This is a genomic window from Pantoea phyllosphaerae (assembly GCF_051025595.1).
Lineage (GTDB): Bacteria > Pseudomonadota > Gammaproteobacteria > Enterobacterales > Enterobacteriaceae > Pantoea.
On sequence record NZ_JBPFDE010000009.1, the window covers coordinates 64,567 to 82,204 of the forward strand.

At 62.1% G+C, this 17,638-nt stretch carries 19 protein-coding genes; 12 read left to right on the forward strand and 7 right to left on the reverse strand.

The annotated features are described in order from the left end of the window. Positions 1 to 11 precede the first annotated feature (11 nt). A complete protein-coding gene (locus tag ACR6A7_RS13410; protein ID WP_434125383.1) occupies positions 12 to 368 on the reverse strand; it encodes a DUF4186 domain-containing protein in 357 nt (118 codons plus the stop codon). Positions 369 to 465: 97 nt separating this feature from the next. Here ACR6A7_RS13410 and ACR6A7_RS13415 point away from each other — a divergent pair, with 97 nt between their 5' ends. From ACR6A7_RS13415 to ACR6A7_RS13425, 3 genes are all read left to right on the forward strand, one after another. Beyond that, a complete protein-coding gene (locus tag ACR6A7_RS13415; protein ID WP_434125384.1) occupies positions 466 to 690 on the forward strand; it encodes a YgdI/YgdR family lipoprotein in 225 nt (74 codons plus the stop codon). Positions 691 to 811: 121 nt separating this feature from the next. Next, on the forward strand, positions 812 to 1,195 hold the full coding sequence (locus ACR6A7_RS13420; RefSeq protein ID WP_434125386.1) for a hypothetical protein: 384 nt from the start codon (positions 812 to 814) through the stop codon (positions 1,193 to 1,195). Positions 1,196 to 1,216: 21 nt separating this feature from the next. Continuing rightward, positions 1,217 to 1,630 (forward strand): GNAT family N-acetyltransferase, encoded by a 414-nt coding sequence (locus ACR6A7_RS13425; RefSeq protein ID WP_434125387.1) that lies wholly within the window; start codon positions 1,217 to 1,219, stop codon positions 1,628 to 1,630. Here ACR6A7_RS13425 and ACR6A7_RS13430 read toward each other — a convergent pair whose 3' ends face one another. Both ACR6A7_RS13430 and ldcA read right to left on the reverse strand, forming a co-directional pair. Next, the gene (locus tag ACR6A7_RS13430; protein WP_434125388.1) at positions 1,631 to 2,293 is read right to left on the reverse strand and encodes an MBL fold metallo-hydrolase; all 663 of its coding nucleotides are present in this window, start codon (positions 2,291 to 2,293) and stop codon (positions 1,631 to 1,633) included. Positions 2,294 to 2,315: 22 nt separating this feature from the next. After that, positions 2,316 to 3,242: a muramoyltetrapeptide carboxypeptidase gene (ldcA, locus tag ACR6A7_RS13435; RefSeq protein ID WP_434125389.1), complete on the reverse strand. Its 927-nt coding sequence runs from the start codon at positions 3,240 to 3,242 to the stop codon at positions 2,316 to 2,318. 159 nt (positions 3,243 to 3,401) lie between these two features. Here ldcA and emtA point away from each other — a divergent pair, with 159 nt between their 5' ends. After that, entirely contained in the window at positions 3,402 to 4,040 is a 639-nt protein-coding gene (gene emtA, locus ACR6A7_RS13440; RefSeq protein ID WP_434125390.1) for a membrane-bound lytic murein transglycosylase EmtA, read from the forward strand. Between the two features lie 3 nt (positions 4,041 to 4,043). On the opposite strand, the gene ACR6A7_RS13445 is transcribed toward emtA, so the two are convergent. Beyond that, positions 4,044 to 4,991, reverse strand: a complete 948-nt coding sequence (locus tag ACR6A7_RS13445; RefSeq protein WP_434125391.1) for a sugar-binding transcriptional regulator — start codon at positions 4,989 to 4,991, stop codon at positions 4,044 to 4,046. A gap of 183 nt (positions 4,992 to 5,174) precedes the next feature. On the opposite strand from ACR6A7_RS13445, the gene ACR6A7_RS13450 reads away from it, so the two are divergent. The 7 genes from ACR6A7_RS13450 to ACR6A7_RS13480 all read left to right on the forward strand — a co-directional run bounded on the left by ACR6A7_RS13450 (position 5,175) and on the right by ACR6A7_RS13480 (position 12,710). Continuing rightward, on the forward strand, positions 5,175 to 6,116 hold the full coding sequence (locus ACR6A7_RS13450) for a D-ribose ABC transporter substrate-binding protein (RefSeq protein ID WP_434125392.1): 942 nt from the start codon (positions 5,175 to 5,177) through the stop codon (positions 6,114 to 6,116). 11 nt (positions 6,117 to 6,127) lie between these two features. Continuing rightward, on the forward strand, positions 6,128 to 6,736 hold the full coding sequence (locus tag ACR6A7_RS13455) for a DUF2291 family protein (protein WP_434125393.1): 609 nt from the start codon (positions 6,128 to 6,130) through the stop codon (positions 6,734 to 6,736). Continuing rightward, positions 6,733 to 8,247 (forward strand): sugar ABC transporter ATP-binding protein, encoded by a 1,515-nt coding sequence (locus ACR6A7_RS13460; protein ID WP_434125394.1) that lies wholly within the window; start codon positions 6,733 to 6,735, stop codon positions 8,245 to 8,247. The genes ACR6A7_RS13455 and ACR6A7_RS13460 overlap by 4 nt, the downstream gene beginning before the upstream one ends. A gap of 2 nt (positions 8,248 to 8,249) precedes the next feature. Further along, on the forward strand, positions 8,250 to 9,356 hold the full coding sequence (locus ACR6A7_RS13465) for an ABC transporter permease (protein ID WP_434125396.1): 1,107 nt from the start codon (positions 8,250 to 8,252) through the stop codon (positions 9,354 to 9,356). 96 nt (positions 9,357 to 9,452) lie between these two features. After that, positions 9,453 to 10,283 carry a transketolase gene (locus ACR6A7_RS13470; RefSeq protein ID WP_434125397.1) on the forward strand — a complete coding sequence of 277 codons (831 nt, stop codon included), beginning with the start codon at positions 9,453 to 9,455 and terminating at the stop codon, positions 10,281 to 10,283. Further along, a complete protein-coding gene (locus tag ACR6A7_RS13475; protein ID WP_434125398.1) occupies positions 10,276 to 11,220 on the forward strand; it encodes a transketolase family protein in 945 nt (314 codons plus the stop codon). The genes ACR6A7_RS13470 and ACR6A7_RS13475 overlap by 8 nt, the downstream gene beginning before the upstream one ends. A 2-nt stretch (positions 11,221 to 11,222) precedes the next feature. Continuing rightward, the gene (locus tag ACR6A7_RS13480; RefSeq protein ID WP_434125399.1) at positions 11,223 to 12,710 is read left to right on the forward strand and encodes an FGGY family carbohydrate kinase; all 1,488 of its coding nucleotides are present in this window, start codon (positions 11,223 to 11,225) and stop codon (positions 12,708 to 12,710) included. Between the two features lie 188 nt (positions 12,711 to 12,898). Here the strand turns inward: ACR6A7_RS13480 and ACR6A7_RS13485 are convergent, their stop codons facing one another. Together ACR6A7_RS13485 and ACR6A7_RS13490 are read right to left on the reverse strand one after the other, a co-directional pair. Further along, positions 12,899 to 14,023 (reverse strand): mechanosensitive ion channel family protein, encoded by a 1,125-nt coding sequence (locus ACR6A7_RS13485; RefSeq protein ID WP_434125401.1) that lies wholly within the window; start codon positions 14,021 to 14,023, stop codon positions 12,899 to 12,901. A 95-nt stretch (positions 14,024 to 14,118) separates the two neighbouring features. Beyond that, entirely contained in the window at positions 14,119 to 14,853 is a 735-nt protein-coding gene (locus tag ACR6A7_RS13490; protein ID WP_434125403.1) for a flagellar brake protein, read from the reverse strand. A 207-nt stretch (positions 14,854 to 15,060) separates the two neighbouring features. On the opposite strand from ACR6A7_RS13490, the gene ACR6A7_RS13495 reads away from it, so the two are divergent. After that, a complete protein-coding gene (locus tag ACR6A7_RS13495) occupies positions 15,061 to 15,309 on the forward strand; it encodes a GlsB/YeaQ/YmgE family stress response membrane protein (protein WP_033747725.1) in 249 nt (82 codons plus the stop codon). A 58-nt stretch (positions 15,310 to 15,367) separates the two neighbouring features. On the opposite strand, the gene ACR6A7_RS13500 is transcribed toward ACR6A7_RS13495, so the two are convergent. Continuing rightward, a complete protein-coding gene (locus ACR6A7_RS13500) occupies positions 15,368 to 17,470 on the reverse strand; it encodes a TonB-dependent siderophore receptor (protein WP_434125405.1) in 2,103 nt (700 codons plus the stop codon). Positions 17,471 to 17,638 lie beyond the last annotated feature (168 nt).

Consider the following 17,638-nt stretch of genomic DNA (forward strand, 5'->3'; position numbering starts at 1 on the left):
GCGCCGGGCGTTTAGCGGTTCATCTCACTTACCAGCCATCGGTGGATCACGCTGACAATCCACGCCTGCTGCGCGTCATCCAGCGGCTGGTGAGCCGCGATGCCGTGCCACTTCGCCAGGCAGCCGCGACAGCAGGTCGCCGTAGCGTGCTGGGCAATAAACACCGGATGGCCGCGCATCGGCGTCTGCCTGCCGTCATTCTTCGGCTCCGCTTGCGCCAGACGCTGCGCGACAAAATCAGCCGCATGCCGATCGATCACCTCCGGCCCTTTCGCCAGACAATATTCACGCTCCTTCACGCCCAGATGAAAGCGCCGCCGAAACGGCGACTGCGCCAGCCGCTGAAACAGGGCATCCTGGCGGTCCATACAATCTCCTTTAGGAATCAATGCGTTTTAGGCCTCATCCTGGTTTCGCTTTGGCGAGGCTGTGCTAAACCTAAAGCGAACCCAGGAAGGAGGAAAGATGAAAAAAACAGTTATAGCAATCGGTATCCTGAGCGCGGGCCTGATGCTGGCCGGCTGCGCCAATGACCACGTGCTGCACACCAACGATGGCCGCACCATTGTAGCGCAGGGCAAGCCGAAGGTGGATGACGACACCGGTATGATCACCTACAAAGATGTCTACGGCAAAGAGCAGCAAATTAATCGCGACAGCATCAAAGATATGTCGCAGGTTGGGGAGTAACGACAGCTTTTGTCACACTTCGGCCCGCCCCGCGCGGGCCGTTCCACTTTTTCCCGTCGTCTGATGTGTTACTCTGAGAATTGTTAAACAAATCAGAGCATAACTTCGACGGAGCCCGAAAATGAAAGCCACTCTGTTCACGCTCGGCCTGCTGAGCTGCGCCATTGCGCCCGCCTGGAGCGAAACCCAGTTTCAGATCACCTGTCCCGGCCGTTCCACCATGACCATCTCACGCGCTGCCTATGGGCTGAGCACCTTGACCTGGCCGCAGCACCATTTTCAGATTGCCGCCGGCGAGCAGCACACCCGGCTACAGGGCGGCGACCGCGTCGCCATCACTCGCTTTCGCAACGGTGACCAGCTGATTGTCAATAAAGCGAGCGAGGAGACCTTCTTCGTTTACCGCGACAGCGACCGGCTGTTACCCTGTAGCCGCAGCGAAACGCGCGATGTCGATCAGCTGTCGCTGGAGCCTTACGACGATCGCGCCCACCCGCACTCCTGACCCGCTTTAGCCGGAGAGTCTATGCAACTGAACGTTACCGATGCGGTCACGCATCAGGATCTGGATGAGGTACGCCTCGGCCTGAACGCCTTCAACAGCCGCTTTATCAATATCGACGAGATCAAAGCCATCGGCGTGTTTGTCACCGACGAGAACGGCAAAAAACGGGCGGGGCTGACCGGCTCGACCGCCGGCAACTGGCTGCGTATCGATATGCTGTGGGTCAGCGACGCGCTGCGCGGGCAGGGCGTCGGCACGCAGCTGATCAGGGCGGCGGAAGAGGAGGCGCGCCGACGCGGCTGCCGCTATGCGCAGGTCGATACCGCCAGCTTTCAGGCGCGCCCGTTCTATGAAAAGTCAGGCTACAGCCTGCGTTTCAGCCTGGATAACTATCCGCGTCACCATCAGCGCCACTATCTCAGCAAGGCGCTGTAGTTAAAACAGCGGCTGCTGGCGCATATCCAGCGGCTGCTGCTCCGCTTCGTCAATCGCCGCCAGCCAGCTTTGCAGCGTGACCTCGACCCAGGAAAGATGGCCGCGCGTGGTGCTCATCAGCACCACGTCGGGCCGCAGCGTGCGGTAAAACTCCAGCGACTGCCTGAGCTCGTGCGGATTGCTCTCCGCCACCAGTACCGTGATCCAGCGATGATGATCGCGCGTCAGGGTGTCGCCGACAAACAGATAGCTGCGACCGAGCGGTGAATGGTAGAGAAAGCTGCTGCTGCCAGGCGTATGGCCCGGCGTCGGCAGCAGGTGGAAATCGCCGAAGTGCGTCTCCTGCTGGCTAAAGGTGTCGTCCGGCTCCAGCACCCGGCTAACGGGGCCGAGAGAGCGGCTGTGGCAGTAGAGCGCGCTGTTGAAGCGCTGCTGGATCGCCACGGCGCCGGGCGCCGCTTCGTGCCAGTGCGTCAGGTAGTGGCGGATCACGCCGCCTTCGTCGGCCAGCACCTCGTGATCGAGCGGGTGCTCCACGCGGCCAATCAGCAGGTTGCCGCGCGGATGGCGCAGCATAAAGCCGTGCATCATTAAATCATTAACGGCATCTTCCGCCGGAAATTCCGGCGTGGAGATCCACAAATCGTCGTACAGCGGCTTCAATGGCGATCTCCCTGAGAACGGCTTAATGCTCGGGTAATACGGGATGGCCAGTGGCCTGCAGTTCGGCCTGATGGTTCGCCACGCGCAGACGGGCGCGCGCGCCGAGCGGCAGCGTGACGGTATCCGCATCGTGGCCAAAGGCCAGATCGCTTATCACCGGCAGGCCGGTGACGTCGCGCAGATAGCGCCAGACGCTGGCGAAGTCAAACCCATTGTCGTAATCGCTGAGCGCGCTGCTGGTAAAGCTGCCGGTGATGATAGCGCGCTGCCGCGCCAGAATGCCGCTCTGCTGCAGCTGGATCAGCATGCGCTCGATGCGGAACGGATGCTCATTGACATCCTCGAGCACCAGAATGCCGTCGTCGAACTGCGGCAGCCACGGGGTGCCGATCAGCGAGCAGATCATCGCCAGATTGCCGCCCCAGAGCGTGCCGTGCCATTCGCCGGCGTCCGGCGTCTCGCTGCGCCAGCCAACATTGACTGTAGGCGAAGTCAGCGCCTGCCAGAAGTGCGTCAGGGTAAAATCAGATAAAACCTCCGCGCCGAAATTGCCGGCCAGCATCGGCGCGCTAAAGCTGATAAGGCCGGTCTGCGCCAGCAGGGCGAGCTGCAGCGCGGTGAAGTCGCTGTGGCCGCACAGCGCCAGCGGCTGATTCAGCAGGCGGCGCTGCAGCCCGACGTAATCGATCTGCGCCAGCAGGCGGCTGGCGCCGTAGCCGCCGCGCACCGCCAGCACGATATCGGGCAGCGTCTCAAGCTGCGCCAGCCGGTTGAATTCGGCGAGGCGTTCGGCGTCGGTGCCGGCGAAACGCTGAAAGCGGCGGCCGATGGTTTCCAGATTATCGACCTGATGGCCCGCCGCGCGCAGTCGTTCGACGCCGCGCCAGGCGGCAGGCTGGTTATGACAATATCCGGAGGGCGAAATGAGATGAACGGAACGAGAAATCATAAGGCTATTCCTGCGGTTAGCGGGCGATTAACGGGCCGATAATGACGAAAAGCGCGACGGAAGTCACTGCGCGACACGCTTTTTTACGCAATTAGGATAAACGGTAATTTTGCTGCGGCGCGCGCCAGGTATGATAGCCTGCGACCATACTGCATCAGGATGAAAAAATTGGTGAAATTTCGATACCTTGCCCTTTCTGTGCTGCTGCTGGCGGGCTGCGCCAGCGAACCCTCAAAACAGGTCGTTAAGCAACGCAATACGCCGCTTACTCAGGCGCCGCCGTCGAATATCAACGCCACCTGGGCGATGTTCACCGAAGATGCTGCCAGTCATTATGGCGTTGATGAGAAACTGCTCAGCGCCATTATCACTGTCGAATCGGGCGGTAATCCCGGCGTCGTCAGCCGCTCCAATGCGGTGGGACTGATGCAGATTAAAGCCGCCACGGCGGGCAGGGAAGTCTATCGCATGCAGGGGCGTCGCGGTCAGCCGTCGAACGCTGAACTGCGCGATCCGGCGAAAAATATCGATATCGGCGCCGCCTATATCAAAATCTTGCAGGAGTCGGCGCTCTCCGGCATTCGCGACCCGCTGACGCTGCGCTACGCCACCATCGTCTCCTACGCCAACGGCGCGGGCGCGCTGCTGCGCACCTTTTCCCGCGACCGCGACCGGGCTATCGCCATGATCAACGCCATGTCGCCGGACGAGTTCTACCAGCACGTGCAGAACAAGCATCCCGCCGCGCAGGCGCCGCGCTACCTGTGGAAGGTCACCACGGCGTACCGCACCATTTAACGGCTACTCCACCAGCAGCCGCGCGGTGGGGTAATCGACGATCAGCACGTTGACGTAGCCGCCGCGCAGCGCGCCGCGGATGGCGTGCGCCTTCTCTTTGCCGCCCGCCAGCGCCACCACCTGCGGGCAGTTGCGCACCTGCGCCAGCTCCATGCCAATAACCGGATCCTCCTCCGGGCTCAGCACCGGTTCGCCCTGCGCGTCGAAGTAGTGCAGGCAGATATCGCCTACCGCGCCGCGCTGCGCCAGGGTGCGCAGCATCTCCTCGTCATAATAGTTGCCGGAGTTGCGCAGCAGCGCCGACGGCTCGAGATCGCCGATGCCGACGATAGCCAGATCCACCTGATCAAACTTCTCCAGCACCTCGGCAACGTCCGGGTTGGCCGCCAGCCGCTGGCGATCCTGCACCGAATGCTCGATCGACTGCGAAGGCAGCAGCCAGGAAGGGCAGTTCAGCAGCGCCGCGAGATTCTGCGTCAGAATCGTCGCCTGCACGTTGCCGTTGGCGCCGACGCCGCCCAGCAGCTGGATCACCCCTTTGCAGGCGGCGTTGAAGGGGTGCAGCGCATCCACCATGGCGCGGATGGTGCCGCTCCAGGAGGAGATGCCGATCAGCTCATCGGCGCGCAGCCGCGTCTCCAGATAGTGCGCCGCCGCTGAGCCGATCGCCTGCTTGATCTGCGATGAGGAGGCGTTTTCCGGCACGTCGACCACAATCGCCTGCGGCAGCCCATAGGTCTGCTCGATCGCCTTCTCCAGCGCCGGAAAGATATTGGCGGGCGGCACGACACTGATCTTCACCACGCCCTCTTTCACGCTGCGGTTGAGAATGCGCGAGACAAACGACTGCGATAACTTCAGCATCTGCGCGATATCTGACTGTTTCATCCCTTCGCTGTAGTAAAGCGTGGCAATCTTCACCATCAGCCGTTGCTCATCCTGTTTCGCCATTCATCCTTCCTCTCTGTGTCGGCCTGGTATTGTTAACCAGGATGGGAGAAATCACAACGCGGGACATTTTGTGATCCTTTTCGCTTTTTAAACAATCGGGGTTGCGCGCCCGCCTGAAGCAGGTGCATAGTCATCTTGCATATAAAATCGCAATTGAATATTTATTCAAGCGGAGAATAACTGATGAACGTACCTCTCGTCAAAATTACCCTACTGGCTTCACTGATGGCTCTCTCGACCGCCGCGCTTGCCGCCGATAAAGGCCTGCTGGCGATCATCACCCCGTCGCACGATAACCCCTTCTTTAAGGCGGAAGCGGACGGCGCGCTGGAAAAGGCTAAGGCGCTCGGCTACGCCACGCTGGTGGCGTCGCACGACGATGACGTAAACAAACAGAACCAGCTGATCGAAACCGCCATCGCGCGCAAAGCCAAAGCGATTATTCTCGATAACGCCGGGGCGGACGCCACCGTCGGCCCGGTGCAGAAAGCCAAAGATGCCGGCATTCCCACCTTTCTTATCGACCGCGAAATCAATAAAACCGGCATCGCCGTGGCGCAGATCGTCTCCAACAACTATCAGGGCGCGCAGCTCGGCGCAGAGAAGTTCGCCAAACTGCTGAACGGCAAAGGCAGCTACGTCGAGCTGCTGGGCAAAGAGTCCGACACCAACGCAGGCGTCCGTTCGCAGGGCTATCACGACGTGCTGGATGACTACCCCGACATGAAGATGGTGGCGCAGCAGAGCGCCAACTGGAGTCAGACCGAGGCGTTCAGCCGCATGGAGACCATCCTGCAGAAGAACCCCAACATCGTCGGCGTAATCTCCGGCAACGATACCATGGCGCTGGGCGCGGAGGCGGCGCTGAAGGCGGCGGGCAAAACCAACGTTATCGTGGTGGGCTTTGACGGCAGCGACTACACCCGCGACTCCATTCTTAACAAAGGCAACATCAAGGCGACGGTGCTGCAGCCGGGCTGGGCGCAGGCGCAGATGGCGGTCGAGCAGGCGGACTACTACCTGAAAAACGGCAAAGCACAGAAAGAAGAGAAGCAGCTGATGGACTGCGTACTGATTGACGACAGCAACGCGTCGAAGCTGAAAAACTTTAACCTGGCGAAGTGACCGGAGGCGGCATGAAACGGACTGGGGCCCTTCTGGCCATCACCCTGGCGTTCGCAGTAAGCGGCTGTACCGTGGTGGATCTCGACGCCAGCGGCAACCCGATCATGCCGAAAGATCCCCATGCGAAACCGAGCTACAGCAGCCAGACGCCGCAGCAGATCGCAGAGTCGAGCTGGCAGAGCCGGGTGCTCGACGCCGCGCAGCAGCGCGCCATGAGCTGGGCCGATATGGAGACCAAAAGCGAGACGGTGAAGGCGGGCGGCAGCGAAAGCGTCTTTGTGCGCGCCAGCGGTATGGTCGAGGCGGTGGACGAGAGCAACAGCCGCGAGCGCACCCTGACGCTGACCCTGAACGGCAAGCCGGTCAAAGTGAGCCTCGGGCCGGTGATCCGCAGCAACGCGCTGCGCGATGCGGCGGGTTTCCGCTTCGAGGAGTTCACCAATCAGGTGCAGTATGCGCAGCTGACGCGCGCGCTTAACCGCCACGCGGTGCAGCAGCTGCCGAAGGTCGACGCCAGCTGGGTCGGCAAACCGGCGCAGGCGCTGCTGGCGGTCGAGATGGGCCACGGCGTGGTCAACGACGTGATGGCGGTAGCGCTGAAGCAGGGAGGTGCGCCATGAGCGACGACATCATCCTGCAGGCCAGCAATATCACCATGCTCTTTCCCGGCACGCTGGCGCTGGACCGCGTCGACTACCGCGTCTGGCGCGGCAAAGTCAACGTGATTATCGGCGAAAACGGCGCGGGCAAATCGACCCTGATGAAAATCCTCGCCGGGGTGCAGCAGCCCACCAGCGGCGAGCTGTTCCTCAACGGTGAGAAGGTGGTGCTGAGCAGCACGCGCGCCGCCGCAAAGCTCGGTATCGGCATGGTGCATCAGGAGCTGAACCTGTTTGAAAACCTGTCGGTGGCGGAGAACATTTTTCTTGGCCGCGAGCTGCAGCGCGGCATCCGCCCCATCAACGAGGCGGAGCAGGAGCGCCGCGCCGCCGCGCTGATGGCGCGCCTTGACCAGCCGATTTCGCCGAAAGAGCCGGTCGGCAATCTCAAGGTCGGGCAGCAGCAGCTGGTGGAGATCGCCAAGGCGCTGGCGGAAGACGCCGATATTCTGATCCTCGACGAGCCCACCTCGGCGCTCAGCAAAACCGAAGTGGAGATCCTGTTCCGCGTCATCCGCGAGCTGACGCGGCAGGGCGTCACCCTGATCTATATCTCGCATCGCCTCGAAGAGCTGATGGCGATCGGCGACGTGATCACCATTCTGCGCGACGGCCGCTTTCAGGCGGAAGCGCAGGTCAGCGATATCGATGTGCCCTGGATCGTGCGCGAAATGCTCGGCAGCGAGCCGATGAGCAACTTTCTGCCGGACGGACGCACCTTCGGCGCGGCGGTGCTGGAGGCGGAGCACATTACCTGCGTCAGCCCCAACGGCAACACCCTGGTGGACGACGTCACCTTTAACGTGCGCGCCGGGGAGATCGTCGGCATCTATGGGCTGATGGGCGCGGGGCGCACCGAACTCTTCGAGTGCCTGCTCGGCAGCGAACGCAACTACCTGGGCAAAATCTGGCTCGACAGCAAGCCGGTGCCGACGCGGCTGCCGCCCGCCGAGCGCATTCGTATGGGCATGAGCCTGGTGCCGGAAGATCGCAAGCGCGCCGGCATCTTCCCGGGCTCCTCGGTGGCGAGCAACCTCACCATCGCCAGCCTGTGGCGCCGCCTGACGCACCGCTTCGCCATTGCGCAGCAGGAGGAGCGCGCAGCGGTGACGCGCACCGTCGGTAATCTGGCGATCAAAATCTCCTCGCCGGAGGTGGCGATCAGCGCCCTGAGCGGCGGCAATCAGCAGAAGGTGGTGATTGGCCGCTCGCTGCTGACCAACCCGCGCCTGCTGCTGCTGGACGAACCAAGCCGCGGTATCGACGTCGGCGCCAAGGGGGAAGTGTTTCGCATGATGGTGCAGCTGTCGGAGCAGGGCATTGCGGTGCTCTTCTCCACCTCCGATTTGAAAGAGATCATGGCGGTGGCCGATCGCATCCTGGTGATGTCGGGCGGCAAACTTACGGCTGATATTCCGCGCGGCGACGCGGAAGAGTCAGCGCTGGTAAAAGCAAGCGCACAGGGGTTCTGAGCATGAAAGGCAATAACGCTATGACGATGGCAGGGCAACCGGCGAAGGCGTTCAACTCGCGCGAAAGCATTATCCTGCTGCTGCTGAAGCTGCGCACCTTTATCGCGCTGTTTTTGATTGTCGGCTTCTTCGCCATCACCGTGCCGGACTTTCTCGCGCTCGGCAGCCTGGTGATTATGGTGAAGCATATCGCCATCAACGCCTTTCTGGCGCTGGGCATTACCTTCGTGATTATCACCGCCGGCATCGACCTCTCGATCGGCGCGACGCTGGGGCTGTGCGGCATGATCGCCGGCTGGCTGATCACCAAAGGGATCGTGCTGCCGATGTTCGGCATCGCCATCTTTCCCAGCGTCTGGGTGATTGTGCCGCTGGTGCTGCTGGTGGGCGGCGTGATTGGCGCGGCCAACGGCTGGATCATCACCCGCTACAACGTCGCCCCCTTTATCTGCACGCTCGGCACCATGTATATCCTGCGCGGCGCGGCGATGCTCACCTCGGGCGGCGAAACCTTCCCCGGCTTGCAGGGCAATCCGCTGCTCGGCAACACCGGCTTTGACCGCATCGGCGCCGGGTCGCTGCTCGGCCTGCCGTACGCCATCTGGATGATGATCGTGCTGGCGCTGGCGATCGCCTATATCGCCCGTCGCCTGCCGTTCGGCCGCCAGGTCTACGCCATCGGCGACAACGAGCGCGCCGCGGAGCTCTCCGGCGTCAAAGTGAAGCAGGTGAAAATCTGGGTCTACACGCTCTCCGGCTTCTGCGCGGCGATAGCGGGCATCGTGGTGTCGTCGCAGCTGGTCGCCAGTCATCCGGCCAACGGCACCTCGTTCGAGATGAACGCCATTGCGGCGGTGGTGCTGGGCGGCACGTCGCTGGCAGGCGGACGCGGCACCATTCTCGGTACCCTGGTCGGGGCCTTTGTTATCGGCTTTCTCGCCGACGGCCTGATCATGATGGGGGTCAGCGAATTCTGGCAGATGGTGATCAAGGGCATCGTGATTATCATCGCCGTCATCATCGACCAGATGCAAAACCGCATGCAGCAGAAGGCGGCGGTGGTGGCGCAGAAGGCGCTGATCGAGGAGGGCGCAGAGGCAAAAAGTTAATCGGTGGCGGTGCAGGCGGGTGGTTTTGCTGCACCCCCTTTTTTTTACCCCTTTCGAATATATATTCGAGTGTGATTTTTAATTCAGAGGTGATGTATGAACCCTTTCAAACTTCCGGTCGACGAACTGCAGCGTAAGGCGCGCGCCGTGCGCCGCCGCATTATCCAGCTTAATGCAGGCAGCCCGGCCGGCGGCCATACCGGCGCAGATCTGTCCCAGGCGGATATTTTAACCGCGCTCTACTTCCGCATTCTCGACTGCGCGCCGGACCGCACCGAGGATCCGCAGCGCGACATCTATATCCAGTCCAAAGGCCATGCGGTCGGCGGTTACTACTGCGTGCTGGCGGAGGCGGGCTATTTTCCGGTCGACTGGCTGCCCAGCTACCAGCATGCGGATTCGCCTCTGCCGGGCCATCCGGTGCGGCAGAAAACCCCAGGCGTGGAGCTGAATACCGGCGCGCTCGGCCACGGCCTGCCGGTCGCGGTGGGGCTGGCGCTGGCGGCGAAAAAAGATGGCAGCAAGCGGCGCATCTTTGTGGTGACCGGCGACGGCGAGCTGGCGGAGGGCAGCAACTGGGAGGCGGCGCTGGTCGCGGCGCACTACGGCCTCGACAACCTGATCATTATCAACGACAAGAATAAGCTGCAGCTGGCGGGCGCGACGCGCGACATCATGAACACCGACCCGCTGCCGGAAAAGTGGCGCGCCTTCGGCCTGGAGGTGACGGAGTGCAACGGCAACGATATGGCGCAGGTGGTCGACACCCTTGAAAGCCTGCCGCAGAACGGCAAGCCGCAGGTCGTCGTGGCGCATACCGAAAAAGGCTATGGCGTCTCTTTTATTCAGAGTAAAGCGGAGTGGCATCACCGCGTGCCGAAAGGCGAAGAGATCGAACTGGCCCTGGAGGAACTGAAAGATGAGTAATGCACAACACTTAGCCAGCGTAATGGTGACCGCCTTTATCGACGCGGTGAATCGCGGCGTGGATCTGGTGCCGGTGGTGGCGGACTCCACCTCAACCGCGAAAATCGCCCCTTTCATTAAGGCTTTTCCCGACCGCCTAGTAAACGTTGGCATCGCCGAGCAGACGCTGGTCGGCACCGCCGCCGGGCTGGCGCTGGGCGGCAAGATCGCCGTAACCTGCAACGCCGCGCCGTTCCTGGTGTCGCGCGCCAACGAGCAGGTCAAGGTCGACGTCTGCTACAACAACACCAACGTGAAGCTCTTCGGCCTGAACGCCGGCGCCAGCTACGGCCCGCTCGCCAGCACCCACCACAGCATCGACGATATCGCGGTGATGCGCGGCTTCGGCAACATCGAAATTTACGCGCCCGCCTGCCCGCTGGAGTGCCGCCAGATTATCGACTATGCGCTTGAGCACGTCGGCCCGGTCTATATCCGCCTCGACGGCAAAGATCTGCCGCAGCTGCACAGCGACGACTACCGCTTCGAGCCGGGTAAAATCGACCAGCTGCGCGAAGGCAGGGATATCGCGCTGGTGGCGATGGGCTCGACGGTGCATGAGATCGTTCACGCGGCGGAGCAGCTGGCGGAGAAAGGGATCTCGGCGGGTGTGATCAGCGTTCCATCCATCAGACCCTGCGATACCCAACAGCTGCGCAACCTGCTAAATCACTATCCAGCCGTTATCAGCGTGGAAGAGCACAACGTTAACGGCGGTGTCGGCAGTCTGGTGGCCGAGGTGCTGGCGGAAGGGGGCTGCGCCATTCCGCTGCTGCGCCTCGGCATCCCGGACGGCGAGTACGCCATCGCGGGCGATCGCGCCTCCACGCGCGCGTATCACGGCATCGACGCCGCGAGCGTCGTCAACAGCGCAGTGCGCATTTGCGCGGGAGCCTGAACATGGAAGACGCCCTTATTCTGGCGATTGACGAAGGCACCACCAATGCCAAGGCGATCGCCGTCAGTCGCCAGGGCCGCGTGGTGGCGCGCGGCAGTCAGCCGCTGACGCTGTCGCATCCGCAGCCGGGGCTGGCGGAGCAGGACGCGCTCGCTATCTGGCAGGCGGTGAAGCAGGCGGTAGCCGACTGCCTGGCGCAGTGCAATGGCGCGCCGGTGGCGGCGGTGGCAATCAGCAATCAGCGCGAGTCGGTGCTGATCTGGCAGCGGCGCGACGGCAAGCCGCTCACGCCGCTGGTGAGCTGGCAGGATCGTCGCTCGGAAGCCTTTTGCCGCGATCTGCGCGCCGCGGGCAACGCCTCGCGCATCACCGGGCTGACCGGGCTGGCGGTGGATCCGATGTTCCCGGCGGCGAAGCTCACCGGCATGCTGGCGGCGATCCCGGACGGCGCGGCGCGTGCGGCGGCGGGCGAACTCTGCATCGGCACGGTCGACAGCTGGCTTGCCTGGCAGCTCAGCGCGGGCGAGGTGTTTGTGACCGATCACGCCAACGCCGCGCGCACCCAGCTCTATAGTCTGCACAGCGGCGGCTGGGACGATGAGCTGCTGGGTCTGTTTCAGCTGCCGCGCGCCGCGCTGCCGACTATCGTGCCGTCGGCCAGCGCACAGGGCGCGGTGGCGATTAGCGATATTCCCGGCCTGGCGCCGGGCACGCCGATTCTGGCGCGCATCGGCGATTCCCATGCGGCGCTGCAGGCGCAGCGGCGCGGCGACGAAGAGGTGGTGAAGGCGACCTACGGCACCGGCTCGTCGCTGATGATGTCGATGGCGACGCCGCTGCTGACCGATAACGGCCTGAGCACCACCGTTGCCTGGCACGACGGCGCGCTGCGCTTCGCCTTCGAAGGCAATATCACCCATACCGGCTCCGGCGCGGCCTGGCTGGGCAGGATGCTCGGCATTCAGGATCCGCGCGAGCTGACCGCGCTGGCACGCACCGCCGACAGCAATCAGGGCGTCTATTTTGTGCCGGCGCTTTCCGGGCTGGGCGCCCCCTGGTGGGATCTGCAGGCGCGCGGCATGGTGTGCGGCCTGACCGACGCCGCCACGCCTGCGGTGCTGGCGCGCGTGGCGCTGGAGTCGATCGTGTTTCAGATCGCAGACGTCTTTTTCGCCATGGAGCAGGCGAGCGGCCAGCGGCTCTCGGCGCTCTGCGTGGACGGCAGCGCCACCGCCAACGACTGGCTGATGCAGCTGCAGGCGGACCTCTTACAGCGCCCGCTGCTGCGCGCGCCCACGGCGGAGGTCTCCGCGCTCGGCGCGGCGCTGCTGGCCGGCAAGGTGCTGGGCTGGTGGCAGCAGGGCAGTGAGATGCAGGCGCTGCAGGGCGGCACGCGCGTCGAGCCGCGCCGCGAGCAGGCGCAGGCGATGCAGGAGAGCTATCAGGGCTGGGTAGAGGCGGTGGCGCGCTGCCGGTTTCAGCCGGTATGAATGTTAGACAGGGCGTTTAAAAGAGTGGTTCTGCTACAGGGGCAGTGCGGGGTCAAGGACGTTTCGGCCGATCGCAAAGACGGCATAAAGCATCCCTGCGCCTCGGCGCGGGCCATCCCTGGCCCGCGACGCTTTGCTCTTCGGCCGAAACGTCCTTTCCCCTGAAGCAGCGGTGCGGTTTTGAGAAATCAGGCCCGCCGCGCCTCTTCCTCGTCGTTATCCGCGCGCAGCATCTCCACCGGCGGAATACGGCCGCCGCTGAACTCCACCTGCCGGATTGGAAAGGCGAAGCGCACATCGCGCTGCTCCAGCGCCGCCATCAGCTGCAGGTTAATCTCCTGCTGGATATCCATGTATTTGTTGTAGTCGGCGTCGAGCACAAAGTAGACCACCTCAAAGGTCAGCTTCGAATCCTCAAACGCGAAAAAATGTGCGCGGTCGAAGCGGGTCAGCTCGATGCCCTGAATAATCGACTTCACCAGATCGCTCACTTCGCGCACCTGCGCCGAAGGCGTGCCGTAGCTCAGGCCGAAGCGAAACACGATGCGCCGCTGCTGCATGCGCTTGTAGTTGTGGATGGTCTGCTGCAGCAGAATGGTATTGGAGCAGACGATCTGCTCGCCGCTCAGGCTGCGCAGGCGCGTGGTCTTCAGGCCAATATGCTCGATAGATCCGGCGATATCGCCAAACACAATAAAATCGCCGTGCTCGAAAGGCTTGTCGAAGCCGATCGCCAGCGAGGCGAAAACGTCGCTCAGCACCGTCTGAATCGCCAGCGCGATGGCGATACCGCCCACGCCGAGACTCGCCACCAGCGCGGTGATATTGATGCCCATATTCGACAGAATGGCGAGCAGCATCATCACCCACACCACCACGCGCAGCAAAATGCCGAGGATCACCGTGGTCACCGGATTGCGCACGTGCACCGGATCGCGCAGCAGATTATGCAGCCACAGCCGGATGCCGCAGTCGATCCACATGGCTAACTGCACCGCGAACGCGAGGAACCAGCCGTGAGAAATAAAGCCGTCCCAGCTGGCGGGCACGTCGACGAAACGCAGGGCGATCAGCAGCGAAAAAATCAGCAGCAGCAGCTGGCTGGTGCTGCGCAGGATCTCCACCAGAATCGAGGTGAAGCGCACGTGGCGCTGCTCGCTGTAGCGCGCGATGCGGCCAGAGATAAAGCGGATGGCGCTGCGCAGCAGCCAGTAGATCACCAGCGTGCCCGCGACCACGATAGCGCTATTGATCCAGAAAGTTTGATTCAGAAAAAGACGTTGAAAATAGCCAGATGAGAGCCAGTTTTCCATTGGGGAGTTTCTCCTTGCTGGGAGCCGGTTTAAAAAAGAGAGCAAGGAGAAGCATAGCCTGGATGCGTCAGGAGGTAGCGCAAATCATTGAATAATTACTGAAATCGATTCGCTTTGTCGCGCGCAAGGCGCTCAAGGGCGAAAATAACCTGCTGCAGCTGACGCTCCTGCAGCGGCTCGATGGCGGTAAAACGAAAGCTGAGACGTGGGGTCACGCGCGTTTCGTTTTTACTGGTCACCACGCTGCGCTCGCCGATATGCAGCAGCTGCGCGCCGACCTCAAACTGGCCATATTCGCCCAGCTCGACGCGCAGCTTGTTAAACTTGTCGCCGCTGCTCAGCCCCTCCGGCAGCGCCTCGTCCACCAGCACGCCGATGCCGCCCAGCGACAAATCCTGCAGGCGAAAACGCACCTTCTGGCCGTCAGGCCACTCGCTGTGACAGTAAAAGATCGGATCGAGCGGCGCAGAGATACGGAAAAACTCACGGCGCTGGATCTGCCACAGCAGGTCGGGCAGCGGCGCGCTAAAGGCGGGCAGCCCCTCGAAGGTGGTTCTCTCCAGCGACGCGAGGCTGAACTCGACCTTGGCGCCGTAGGTTTCAGCGAAGATGTTCACATCATCACAGGAAAGCACATACTCGTTGTCGAGATTATTGCTGCCGAGGTCGAAAACGATGCGATCCTCGTCGGCATCCAGCATACGGCTGATAAACTGTCCGCGCGAAAAAGTGACCATTAAAGGCGTCTGAAACCGTAGCAAATCCTTTATCACGCCGAGAACCGCCAGCGTGCCACGTTTGAGATACTGTTCTTTGTCGGCGTCTTTCACTTACTGGCTCCAAAACAGGGTAAATTAACTGTTATCTAATGCTTTATTCTCTCTCCGTTATCGGCGGTGGGGATAAAAGCTTTACGTTTTAAGTCAATTTTTGTCGCGGTTTAGCCTGCATTACATGATTTCCTGTCTATACTTAGCCCTGTAATTCTCCTGATTAATCAGGCGGTCACAACCTAAACAATAAGCAAGGAGTCGTAGATGGGTATCATTTCATGGATCATCTTTGGTTTAATCGCCGGTATTCTCGCTAAATGGATCATGCCTGGTAAAGATGGCGGCGGTTTTATCGTAACCGTTATTCTGGGTATCATCGGTGCGGTAGTCGGCGGCTGGATCAGTACCCTGTTTGGCTTCGGCCGAGTAGACGGCTTTAACTTCGGCAGCTTTGTGGTGGCGGTCATCGGCGCCCTGGTCGTGCTGTTTATCTACCGTAAAGTCCGTAGCTAGTACGCATAGCCTAAGAACTGCAACGGGACGACATGGTCGTCCCGTTTTACTCTCCCCGCTAGAAATCGTATCCCACCGACACCAGCAGCGAACGCTCCGCGCCCCAGTAGCAGTAGCCCGTGCCGTAACAGGCCGCCACATAGTGACGATCGGTCAGGTTATTCGCGTTGACCTGGAGCCACGCGCCGCGCAGCGCGCTGTTCCAGACGCCGAGATCGGCGCGCACCGAGGCGTCGAACAGCGTCACCGACGGCACGCGTCGGCTGTTCTCATTGTCCGCCCACTGTTTGCCGATATAGCGCACGCCCGCGCCCGCGCTGATGCCGCCGTCAAACTGATAGTGGCCCCAGAACGATGCCATGCTGTTCGGCGTGACGTAAGGCGTGTGGCCATCATTGCCGTCTACCGTCTCTTTATAGCGCAGGTGGTTAAGCGTATAGCCCGCCACCGTGCTCAGGCGCGGCGTCAGCTGATTGCGCGCCTCCAGTTCGATGCCTTGCGAATGCACTTTGCCGGTCGGCGTATAGGTGGAGTCGACGATATTGCGCGTGGCGACATCCTTCTGCGTCAGATCGTAGAGCGCCAGGGTATAGAGATCGCGCGTGCCTGCCGGCTGATATTTTACGCCCGTCTCATACTGTTCCGAGGTGGTCGGCTTCAGCAGGTTGCCGTCGGTGCCGGTTAGCGCGGTCGGCGTGATCGCCTGGCTGTAGCTCACGTAAGGCGAGACGCCGTTGTCGAAGGCGTAGAGCAGCGCCGCACGCCCGCTGACGTGATCGTCCTGCCGGCGCGCCGTGCCGCTGTTGTCGGCGACGATGCGGTCGTAGCGGCCGGAGAGATCGAGATGCCAGCGATCCCAGCTCATTTCATCCTGCAGGTAGAGGCCGGTCTGGTAGTAGCGGCGCGTCTTGCGCGTCCAGCTATAGTCCGGCATCGGCCCGAGCGCCGCGCCGGTATCGGCGTTGAGCGCGCTGGCTGCGCCGCCCGCGTCGCTTAAATCATTTTTATAGCGATGATATTCGGCGCCGAGCGACAGGCGGTGCGCCAGCTCGCCGGTGTCGAACTCCGCCGTGACGCGGTTATCCGTCGCCCACGCGGAAAGCGACGAGCGTTCGCCGGAGTAGTAGCGATTCAGGATAGTGCTGTTGGGCGCCTGCCAGCCGACCTGATAAACCTGGTCGAGATCGACGTTTGAGTGGCTGTAGCTGCCGGTCGAGGAAAACGACCAGACGTCGCTAAAGCGGTGCTGGAAATCGTAGCTGTAGATCTGCTCGCGCCGCTTGAACTGGTCAAGGGAGGGATCGCCATCGTAAAAACCGGTGCTGAGTTTCGCGCCGTTGTGGGCGCTAAGCGCGCCGTCTCCCGGCACCGAGCCGTGGTAGCCGCCTGACGGATCTTTTTGCAGATAGGCGCGCAGCAGCAGCTGCGTATCTTCCGTAGGCTGCCACAGCAGCTGCGGCATCAGCGCGTACTTCTCCTCGCGCGTGTGGTCATACTGGGTATCGCTGTTGCGCGTCATGCCGGTCAGGCGAAACGCCCACTCGTTGTTAATGGCGTTGGTGTAGTCGAAGGCCGCGCCGCGCGTATCCTGGCTGCCCGCCGTCAGCCGGAAGTGGCCCGCCTCGCTGAACTGCGGGCGGCGCGTCGTCTGGTTCACCAGCCCGCCCGGCACCGTCTGGCCGTACAGCGCAGAGGAGGGGCCTTTGATCACGTCGACGCGCTCCAGAAACCAGGGATCGACCTGCAACACGTTATAGCTGCCGCCATCGCTCATCAGGCGCAGGCCGTCGAGGAAGGAATTATCCACGTCGCCGCCGTGGAAGCCGCGCAGCGAAACGGTGTCGTAGCGGGTCGCCGCGCCGCCAAAGTTGGAGAACACCCCTGGCGTATAGTTCAGCACCTGGTTGAGATCGATTGCGCCCTGATCGTCGATCTGCTGGCGAGTAATCACCGAGACCGACTGCGGCGTGGTGACCAGCGGGCGATCGCTTTTGGTGGCGCCTGCGCTGGTGGTGGCGAGATAGCCCTGCGTCGGGCCGTCGGCGCGCTCCTGTGGCGAGGCGGTCACCGTCAGCGTGTCGGCCGCCAGGCTGGCGGCGGGCAGAGCAATCGCCAGCGCGCAGAGCAGCGCACAGCGGTGAGTGGGAAACGGCAGCGTCATGTCCTGTCCTTGTTCGGTCCGCCCTCAGCAGGCGGCACATGTTGATAAAGCGTCTCAGAATCAGAGTGAGAATTATTATCGATATGTGAAAAGTGTTTCAAGGTTTGTTGTACAGGAACAGGTAAAAAAGAGAACGAAGGGCCGAGAGCAGCCCTTCGTCTGGGGGGA